The organism is Sporosarcina koreensis (assembly GCF_001531445.1).
Taxonomy (GTDB): Bacteria; Bacillota; Bacilli; order Bacillales_A; family Planococcaceae; genus Sporosarcina; species Sporosarcina koreensis_C.
On the sequence record NZ_LQYA01000101.1, the window covers coordinates 1 to 9,942 of the forward strand.

Below are 9,942 nucleotides of genomic sequence, written 5' to 3' on the forward strand. Positions count from 1 at the left end.
ATCCAAGAATGATCGGGATATACAGTGCATCGACTAAAAAAGCGCCGACAATTGGGATGATTAAAAACGCAGTTGGAGACGGACCATACTTCCTCGTGATCGCATCCATATTGGCAATCGCGTTTGGCGTTGCACCAAGCCCATGACCCGCCAATCCTCCCGCCATGACCGCAGCATCAAAGTTTTTCCCTAATAACTTGAACGCAACGAAAATCGTGAACACAATAATGAACAGCACTTGTGCAATGATAATGAGAATTAGCGGCAACGCCATATCTGCCAGCTGCCATAACTGAATGCTCATCAAAGCCATCGACAAGAAGATGCCTAATGAAATGTCACCAATCATATTCGTACTCTTTAAATCGAAGTACTTCATTTTCAATTTATCCATTACATTTCGAACGATAATCGCCACAAACATTGCACCGACATAACCCGGCAGCACAAAGCCCGTCGCCTCTGAAAAATATTTCCCAAGTAAAGTGCCAAGACTCATACAAAGGGTGATAATGAAGATTTGATTAATAAAAACATTCGCAGTCAGTTTCTTCTCATCTGTATGTACCGCACTTTCGAGGCCTTCCAAATTGAAAGCGTTTTCAGACGGTCGTAATTTATTCTTTGTGATCAAGTGCTTTGAGATCGGCCCTCCGACTAAACCACCTGCAATCAACCCTAATGTCGCTGCCGCCAATCCGACCGTTACAGCTGAATCAATACCTAAACTCTCCAACGTTTCCCCAAATGCCGCCGCTCCCCCATGTCCACCTTCCATCGAAACCGCCCCAACCATGATACCTAGCAATGGCTGCAAGCCGAATACTTTGGCAAGAGCTACACCGATCGTATTTTGAAAGAAGGCTAAAGCACCACAAATGAGCCAATAAATGACGAGAAGCTTTCCGCCTTTCCTGACAAGGGCGAAACTAGCTCCCAATCCGACAGTCGTGAAAAACGCCAGCATGAACAAGGATTGCAAAGTGGTGTCTAATGTAACTTCAATAACACCGAAGCCCCTCAGTGCCGTAGCAGCAATCGCGAATAAAAATCCACCAATGACTGGGGCAGGAATGCAAAACTTTCCCAAAAAGTTTATCTTTCTTGCGAGATACGAACCAAATAACAATAAAGCCAAAGCTAAACATAATGTTTCCACTACCCCAAGTTGTAACGTAAACATACATTTCCCCCCTCTATTCAACTAATTCATTTACATATTTAATTTTAAAACACTCCATCTATAATGTATAATACAAGTTTACAATGAACTTATAGCTTAAAGCTATAAATGGAGGGAACCCGGTTTGGACATCCGACAGTTGAAATACTTCGAATCTATTGCCCGAAACCAGAATTTTACAAAGGCGGCCGAAGAACTATATATATCACAGCCTTCCCTTTCAAATATGATTAAGAAGATGGAGAAAGATTTCGGCTTTAAATTGATTGAACGAAGTACAAGAGAAGTGCTTTTGACAGAGATGGGGGAAGTTCTGTACGAACATGCAAAAAAGATTCTCGGCATGTATACGAACACTTTGAAAGAAATGGATGAAATCAAAAACATCGGGAAAGGGGAAGTCCATATCGGTATCATCGAATCGTCCCGCTTTTGGCTGCCTAGCATCATCCATTCATTCAGCAATGAATACCCAAATGTAAAAATAAACTTCAGGAACATCATCCGTCCAAATGAAATCATCGAAGCACTCAAGAGTTACGACATCCACTTCGCCATCACGGTAAATGAAATGCAAGATCCAGCACTGACCTGCTATCCGATTTTTAATGAAAAATTTGTCTTGTTAACGAATAAGGAGCACCATCTAAGCGACAAGACAACAATCGATCTTATCGAAATTCAAAATGAAAACTACATTCAATACCCTACTGAATATCAAATTCAACAGGTCTTTTTGCAAGCATGTAAGCAAACCAATTTCACGCCACGTGGAATGTACATCGTCGACGACTTGGAATTGGCGTGCAGCCTCGTAGAATTCGGCCTCGGCGTGACAGTCGTTCCAGAAAGTTACCTAAAGTTCTCACCACAACGCCTATCCAAGCTACACATCATGCAAATAAGCAATCCAACTCCGACGAGGAAAGTGTATATAAGCCTGATTAAAAACAGATATTTGCCCCCGACGATTACTAGCTTATTAAGACTGTTCGAGGGAATGGATTAAATGGATTTTTGGCAGAAATTGTGTCGGTGCCTGTGCAACGTGCATTTATGGCAATTCATCCATAAGCATGAAATTACAAAGAAAAGTCAGCCGTTTACTTATGCGACTGACTTTGCATTTCTAGAATATACAATTGTAGTTAATACACCAAATAGTGTCTTGCACAGGCACCGAAAAACAATCTTCAACTTTTCCTATGAATCTTTCCAATTCCTTACGAATATGATGGGTGTAAAAGGAGGCTTAATGGTCATTTCCAAAACAATTCTTCTACCATTCCACATCAAATGCGCTGATACTTTCTGGACCAGATTCAAGGGGCGTGTAGGTCCCAAAGGTCCACTAGTCGATAAAGGTCTTCTCCTTACACCCTGCAATTCCCTCCGTATGTTTTTTATACGGCATCCAATTGACGTCATTTTCCTTAACAAATCAAACCGTGTCATCAAAACGATCTCCTATCGTAGGCCGTGGCGTGTCATACCTCCTGTAAAAAATGCAGAAGCCACACTTATTCTGCCCCTGGGGACGGTTAAAAAGGAGAAAGTCCGTGTCGATGATACACTACAATTTAATTTCAGCAACCATAACAAAACCTAATTGTGTCGGTGCCTGTGCATAGTGCATTTATGACAATTCAATGCAGCAAATATAAATACGTAGGAAAGCCAATCAACTGTCATGTTGATTGGCTTTCCGTCTTTTGATTATGCATTTATAGTGTATTGACTGAATAGTTTCTCGCACAGGCACCTCAGAGGAGTGGGGTCACCTCAGCAGGAAGACACCTCAACGGGCTAGACGAGCTTCTACCTCTTCCTTGGTCGGCATGCCGGATTGGGCGCCTAATTTTTCGACGGATAATGAAGATGCTGCATTGGCAAACTTCACCGCGTCATATAACGCATATTGATGACTTATTGCATATGCCAATGCGCCATTAAACGTATCTCCAGCGCCCGTTGTATCTACTGCATTTGTCTGAATGGCTTCGACATGAATATGCTTCTCCCCATCAAAATAGCGAACACCATCCTTGCCCAACGTTACGATCAATTGATTTGGATACATCTCCAGCGCTTCATCCAAGTCCAGGCCGAATAGCTGCTCACATTCATATTGATTTGGCGTTATGTATCGAATGCTCGAAATCATGTCAACTTCGAAGTATTTGGCTGGTGCCGGATCCATGACGACTGGAATCGTCAACTCATCACAAAATTTCAACACTGCTTTCACGGTTTCGGGCAGGATTTCCAGCTGCATAACGACGACATTGCTCATTTTTATAATGTCTCGTAAGCCTTCAATCATTTGGGGTGTTAATTCATAATTCGCACCGGGCACAACGATAATCCGGTTATCTTTTTCAGACAAGATGATGTTCGCAATCCCTGTAGATTTCTCCGAAGAGTACGATACGTTTGCGGTATCTACTCCTTCTTCATGTAAATTTCGGGTCAACTCCGTTCCAAAACCATCATTCCCGACACATGCGATCATATGGACATCTCCGCCTAGCCGTGCAGCTGCCACCGCTTGATTTGCACCTTTACCGCCCGGAAACGTATAAAAACTGTTCCCTAAGATGGTCTCTCCGTTTTCCGGAACTCTACTAGTGTCAACGACCAAATCCATGTTCATACTTCCGATGACTGTTATCATTTTCATCACTTCTTTCCGCCTTCTTAATTCCCCAATATCTCATGCACTTTTTTGAACGTCGCAATGAATTCTCGTCTGAATTCCTCTACATCAACATCCAAGACTACTTGTACATGTCCTTCTTCATTATAATGCGTAATCGTACATCCCGATGCCTCACCTTCCGTGACGACATTAACGGTTGCCCTTTTTAGTCCGAATAATTCCGGTCTTGTCAAATAAATAATGGTGCACAAATCGTGAATTGACATCTCTGTTTCCGTAGATGAAGGGCTGTCATAGTAACTGAGCATTTGACTGACCATCTCTCCCACTTTGCCGTAGCCCTCAATTTCCTTTACATCGTCGGTTGAAATACGCGTCTGCAGCGTCACATCCAATCCGCACATGACGATGTTAATTAGCTCGTCAAAAACAATCTTTGCCGCATGCGGATCCACGAACATATTAAATTCAGCTACCGGAGTCCTGTTGCCACCTTTAACTGCTCCGCCCATTAGGACAATCTCTTTAATATTCCTTTTTACTTCAGGGTACATTTTCAAAAGCAATGCGATATTCGTAAGCGGTCCAATCGGCACAAGCGTAACCGGTTCGTTTGAATGAAGAATGGCATCCCTCAATTCCTCAACTGCATGTTTACTCGAAAGAAGCACACTATCCTCTTTCGTTTCAAAGTGGTAGCCGCCGACGCCGCTTTCCCCATGAACTTTTGTAGCAGATACTAATTTATTCAGCAGCGGTTGATCCGCGCCTTTCGCAACCGGCGTATCTTTCCCTAAAAAATCCACCAAGTTTACAGCATTATTCGTCGTATTTTCAATCCCGACATTGCCACCGACTGTCGTAATTAATTTCACATCGAGTTCTTCAGCAAACAAAGCTGCAGTAATTGCAATTACGTCATCAATTCCTGGGTCAGTATCAATAATAATCGGTGTCTTCATAACATCAATCCTCATTTCTTTAATTTGCACAAATGAATATTTATGGATGAAGCGATGGCGCTTTCCCTAATTATAAAAGAAGATTGAAAAAACATCCCTTGCAACCCCTCGGCGTGTTGCTAATCTGGTTCGTTGTGATTTGAATTATGTATATAATGGAGATATAAGATAAGATGAACCCAAAAACGAAGGAAGTGTTAAAACAATGAATTTAGAAACAGTTATGCAAGAACTCGAAGCCCTTGGCAAGGAACGAACAAAGAAAATGTACATGTCCAATGGCGCGCATGAGCCGCTTTTCGGTGTGGCGACTGGCGCAATGAAACCTATTGCCAAGAAAATCGGGATTGATCAAGCTTTAGCGGAAGAGCTTTATGCAACAGGTAACTATGACGCCATGTACTTTGCGGGCATCATTGCGGATCCGAACGGCATGTCCGAGACGGACTATGACCGCTGGATCGATTCTGCCTATTTTTATATGCTATCCGATTACGTCGTGGCCGTCACGTTAGCGGAAGCGGATATCGCACAAGAAGTTGCCGATAAATGGATCGCAAGCGGTGATGAATTGAGGATGTCAGCGGGCTGGAGTTGCTATTGCTGGCTTCTAGGGAATCGTCCGGACGTTGAATTTTCCAAGGACAAGCTCGCCGCTATGCTTGAAACCGTGAAAAACAACATTCACGATGCACCGGAACGAACGAAGTCCGCCATGAACAACTTCATGTACACTGTCGGCTTTTCCTATTTACCTCTTCATGAAGAGGCAGTGGAAACTGCAAAGGAAGTCGGCCCAGTCGAAATGAAACGGGAAAATAAAAAACCAGGCATCCTCAACGCTTACGAAAACATTCAAAAGGAAATTGATCGAGGAAAGATCGGTTTTAAGCGCAAATATGTAAGGTGTTAAAAACTAACCTCCATACTCTACAGGTAACATTTACATGACTAACCACAAGATGTTATAATTAGGCGAATGGTCAAAATACTTCGATAACCAGGAGGAAGTTATGGGGAGATTAATTCATTTCGAAATTCATGTTGATGACATGGAACGAGCAACGAAGTTTTACGGGGAAGTATTTGGTTGGGCATTCCAAGATTGGAGCGATTTTGCGGGGATGCCTTACTTCGGTGCAGTGACGGGCGAAGATAGCGAACCGGGCATCAACGGCGCATTAATGCAGAGGCAAGGTGCGCGGCCGGAAGTAGGACAAGCGATGAACGGATTTGCATGTACAATGGGTGTCGAGAATTATGATGACACGCATGAGAAAATCATGGCGAACGGCGGCACCGTCGCATTGCCTAAACATGCCCTACCCGGAATGGCGTGGCAAGGCTATTATATTGACACGGAAGGCAATGTTTTTGGAATCCATCAGCCTGACGAAAATGCAAAATAAAAGTTAACACAAGGGCTGTCTTGGAAAGCCGGTATACGCCGATTTTTGGACAGCCCTTTTCTTGAAAAACAAGGCAAATGTTAAAATGTCGCTTTCTACGGGGGAACTTAGAAGAAAATTTAATGATGTGGTGAACAGCAAAACATATCTTAGATTACGAAAAAACTATTTTGGGATAATAACACGCACCGTCGTTCCCTCCTCCACTTTAGATGTTATCTCAAAAGTACCCCCGCATGTTTCGGCACGTTCTTTCATACTAAATATACCAATACCTCTATGTTTACCGACTGTTCGCTTCATATAATCTTCAATTGTAAATCCTTTTCCATTATCACGGATAGTAAGAAGAATCTCATATGGATTGTGATCCAAAGTGATTTCAATCAGCTTTGGATTTGCATATTTGGCGCAATTCGTAAGTGCTTCTTGACAAATTCTGTAGAGAGCTGTTTCAATTTCCGGATCCATCCGTTTCATTCCGCCTGATGTCCTTAATGCAATTTGAATGTTATGCACTTTTTCGAACTGGCTCCTATATATTCGCAGCGCGGTCAGAAAACCGAAATCATCGAGTGAGCTAGGTCGCAATGAATGGGCAATGTCTCTCACTTCCTGCATTGCTTCCACAGTCATTCTTTTTACGTTTTGCAGGCAAGGGGCTTGTTCCTCCGACACTTCAAGTTCTGCGATATTCAATGTCATTAATATGCTATAGAGTGATTGGCCTATGCCATCATGCAGCTCTCGGGACACCCGTTTCCGTTCTTCCTCATGAGCTTGTAAAACGAGTTTCGACAAGTTCTTCTCAGCTTCAAAAAGCATATTCTCGGCCTCCCTCCATTTTCTCTCTGCCTGTTTTTTGTCAGTCAAGATATCCTGGACTTGCAGATAGAACAACGCTCGAAATAAATACATATAACCTACAAATTTATAAATATGGCCCAGCAGATTTTCAACATCATCTATTTGAACATAATGCGTAATAAACAATTCACCCGTCATAATGAAAAATATGGCTAACCCTAACCGAAGTACATCAAGCTTCTTCGATTTCCTATATTCCAAAAGTAAGGCGATGAGCACAACGAATATTATTGCGCATATGACATATTCCAAGAATACTTTCATCTTCGTCATTCCGTTTTCATCATCTAAGAACACCGGAAGCCAATCCTGCCTTAGGATTACAATTGAACTGATGAAACCGACTGAGATGAGAGCAGTAACTAGGCCAATCGAACGAGGCCTCGTGATCACTTTCAACGGAAAAGTGACGACAATTCCCACTCCCACACTTTCCGTCAATCGTGCGACGACCCAAAACCAAGTCGCTCGATTACCGGAAAATTCACCTTCCGCAAAAGGCATGCCTTTATAAAAAATAGTATGGAGCAAATCGAATGTTCCGATCGCAAAAAACAACAGTCCTAAAAAGAAGTTCGCATTTCGAGATTCGATAGAAGTAGTAAGCAACGCTGTGGCGAAAAGGGAAAATGACAAAAATATGATAAACGATTCCAACAACGTATGAATAAGTAACAATTGTGTTGGCGGGATAGCGACATGCCCATGAGGCAAGAAAATACGGATGGCCACAATGAGTAAAATCGCTATTATAGCTATAGAAAGATACCTTAATTTATGCATTCGGAAATTGCTATGACGTTCGATTGCCACTTTGCTCATGAAAAATCCAGAAACCCATTCTTAGCTGCATATTCGACGAGTGCAGGACGCGTTTTCAAATTAAGCTTTTCCATTATTTTAGAACGATGGGATTCTATCGTTTTAATGGAGACAAAAAGTCGCTCGGCCACTTCTCGATTTGTGTATCCTTTCGCAAGGTAGGATAGCACCTCTTGTTCACGTCCTGATAAATTCATCAACGTATGTGCCCGCACCCCAGCTGACTTCCAGATATAATCTTCCAAGAGAAACTTCGTAGCATTCGGATACAAATATGCCTCCCCTTTGCTGACCGTTCGAACCGCTTCGAGTAGATCATTTACACGATGACTTTTTAATAAATAACTGGAAGCCCCCGCTTGCAAAGCGCCAAATATGTATTCCCTACCATCATGCATCGTCAACGCGATGATCTTAATCTCATCATTCTCTTCGGTAATCTCCCTGATGGCTACTATTCCACTTTTTTTCGGTAGATTTAAGTCCATGATGACGACGTCAGGCATGAGATCCTGAGCTTTTTGAACCGCTTCTTGCCCATCTCCGGCTTCCCCAATAACTTTCATATCCGGCTGTTCATCAATCATCATTTTGATACCAGCCCGCACTATCTCATGATCATCTACAATCAGGACAGATATCATGACCCCAGCTCCCCTTGCACATTGTGTTAGCCCTATTATATCGTTTTTTTCTTTTTATTCTCGGAACTAATTTTTTCCAATCGCACAAGAATGACTTTTTACTCATTTCATTTTAAATGTACCAACAATTTCTTGTAAATTGCTCGCCATATTAGCCAATGTTTCAGAAGCCGATGTGATTTCCTCCACTGTTGCGCTTTGTTGCTCTGCCGCCGCGGCTACTGATGTGCTATTGTCAGCTGTTTTTATTGCCACCTCTTCAGCATTTCCGATTGTATGGAACAAATCTTCGGAGCCAGCATTGATTTCTTGGATAGATGCATTAATATGTTGTATCTTGTTTGCAACATTTTCAATCTCAGAATGAATAAGTGTGATTGAACGGCTTGCTAAATCCACTAGATTTTGCCCTTCTAAAATTTCCTTTTCCTCTCCCTTTGCAGTGGTTATTGTTAGCTCTACCTTCTGCTGAATCTCATTTACTAGTTCGCTTACTTGGTTTGTTGCATTCTGAGATTGCTCGGACAGTTTCCGCACTTCATCCGCCACGACAGCAAATCCTTTGCCATGTTCACCAGCACGTGCAGCTTCAATTGCTGCATTTAAGGCAAGTAAGTTCGTTTGATTGGAAATGTTTTCAATCAAGGAAATGATCCTACCGATTTCCATCGATGTATCGCCTAGGGACAGAATCACCTTTGACATGTCCTCACTCGATGACCGGATCGCATGCATCTGATCCTTCGTCCTGACAAGAACTTCATATCCCTCTTTTGCGTTCCTTTCCGTACCATATGCAAACTGTGATAGCTCCTCGACACTATCGGTAATCACTTCAATTCCACTATTGATTGTCTGAACTGTCTCCTTGGCACGCCTTGTTCCCTCCAAAGTGTCAGCTGTTTCCTCGGAAATGACAGAAATCGAAGCCGCCACTTCCTCACTGGCACTGCTGGACTCCTCCGCACTCGCACTCAACTCCTCCGATGTCGCAGCCACTTCTGTAGCATTCACTTGAATGCTCGTCACCATCTCTCTCAAACCGCGGAGCATCCGATTGAATCCAAGTGACAAATCACCTAATTCATCTTTCCGATCAATTTGTAATTCGTCCGATGACAAATCTCCCTCGGCAAGCACTAACATATGATTACGCAGCGTAACAATCGGTTTTGTCATCCGGGAGACAACAACGAAAACGATTGCCAAACCGATAACGGTTGTTAATGTGACGGTAATGAACAAAGAAGAAAGCAGTTGATTGGCCGCTGCGTTAAAATCCTTGTAAAAGGTGCTTCCACTTAAGACCCAACCCCACTCATCGAATGAGGCGGAATACGCGATTTTCTCTGAATCGTTATGGATATATTCAGTAAAGCCCCCACCGCTTCCCGCC

General features: G+C 42.8%; 10 protein-coding genes. 4 read left to right on the forward strand and 6 right to left on the reverse strand.

Features of this window, described 5'->3' with window-relative positions; all coding sequences use genetic code 11:
• Positions 1–1,183 (reverse strand): sodium/glutamate symporter (gene gltS, locus AWV70_RS11835; protein ID WP_060207313.1); only part of this gene is annotated, 1,183 nt, incomplete at its 3' end.
• A 124-nt stretch (positions 1,184–1,307) separates the two neighbouring features.
• Between gltS and AWV70_RS11840 the strand changes: the two genes are divergently transcribed.
• Positions 1,308–2,192, forward strand: a complete 885-nt coding sequence (locus AWV70_RS11840) for a LysR family transcriptional regulator (protein ID WP_060207315.1) — start codon at positions 1,308–1,310, stop codon at positions 2,190–2,192.
• A 246-nt stretch (positions 2,193–2,438) separates the two neighbouring features.
• Positions 2,439–2,792, forward strand: a complete 354-nt coding sequence (locus AWV70_RS11845; RefSeq protein WP_060207404.1) for a DUF192 domain-containing protein — start codon at positions 2,439–2,441, stop codon at positions 2,790–2,792.
• 189 nt (positions 2,793–2,981) lie between these two features.
• Here the strand turns inward: AWV70_RS11845 and rbsK are convergent, their stop codons facing one another.
• Complete coding sequence (gene rbsK / locus AWV70_RS11850; protein WP_306464390.1) at positions 2,982–3,863, reverse strand: ribokinase; 882 nt, start codon at positions 3,861–3,863, stop codon at positions 2,982–2,984.
• Between the two features lie 17 nt (positions 3,864–3,880).
• Entirely contained in the window at positions 3,881–4,804 is a 924-nt protein-coding gene (locus tag AWV70_RS11855) for a nucleoside hydrolase (protein ID WP_082713589.1), read from the reverse strand.
• 205 nt (positions 4,805–5,009) lie between these two features.
• Here AWV70_RS11855 and AWV70_RS11860 point away from each other — a divergent pair, with 205 nt between their 5' ends.
• Entirely contained in the window at positions 5,010–5,717 is a 708-nt protein-coding gene (locus AWV70_RS11860; protein ID WP_060207317.1) for a DNA alkylation repair protein, read from the forward strand.
• A gap of 100 nt (positions 5,718–5,817) precedes the next feature.
• A complete protein-coding gene (locus AWV70_RS11865) occupies positions 5,818–6,213 on the forward strand; it encodes a VOC family protein (RefSeq protein ID WP_060207319.1) in 396 nt (131 codons plus the stop codon).
• Between the two features lie 165 nt (positions 6,214–6,378).
• Here the strand turns inward: AWV70_RS11865 and AWV70_RS11870 are convergent, their stop codons facing one another.
• The 3 genes from AWV70_RS11870 to AWV70_RS11880 form a co-directional block, all read right to left on the reverse strand.
• Positions 6,379–7,902, reverse strand: coding sequence for an MASE3 domain-containing protein (locus AWV70_RS11870; RefSeq protein ID WP_060207321.1), 1,524 nt, complete (start codon positions 7,900–7,902; stop codon positions 6,379–6,381).
• Positions 7,899–8,546: a response regulator gene (locus AWV70_RS11875; RefSeq protein ID WP_060207322.1), complete on the reverse strand. Its 648-nt coding sequence runs from the start codon at positions 8,544–8,546 to the stop codon at positions 7,899–7,901. Before AWV70_RS11875 ends, AWV70_RS11870 begins: the two co-directional genes overlap by 4 nt.
• A gap of 102 nt (positions 8,547–8,648) precedes the next feature.
• Positions 8,649–9,942 (reverse strand): methyl-accepting chemotaxis protein (locus tag AWV70_RS11880; RefSeq protein ID WP_201024359.1); only part of this gene is annotated, 1,294 nt, incomplete at its 5' end.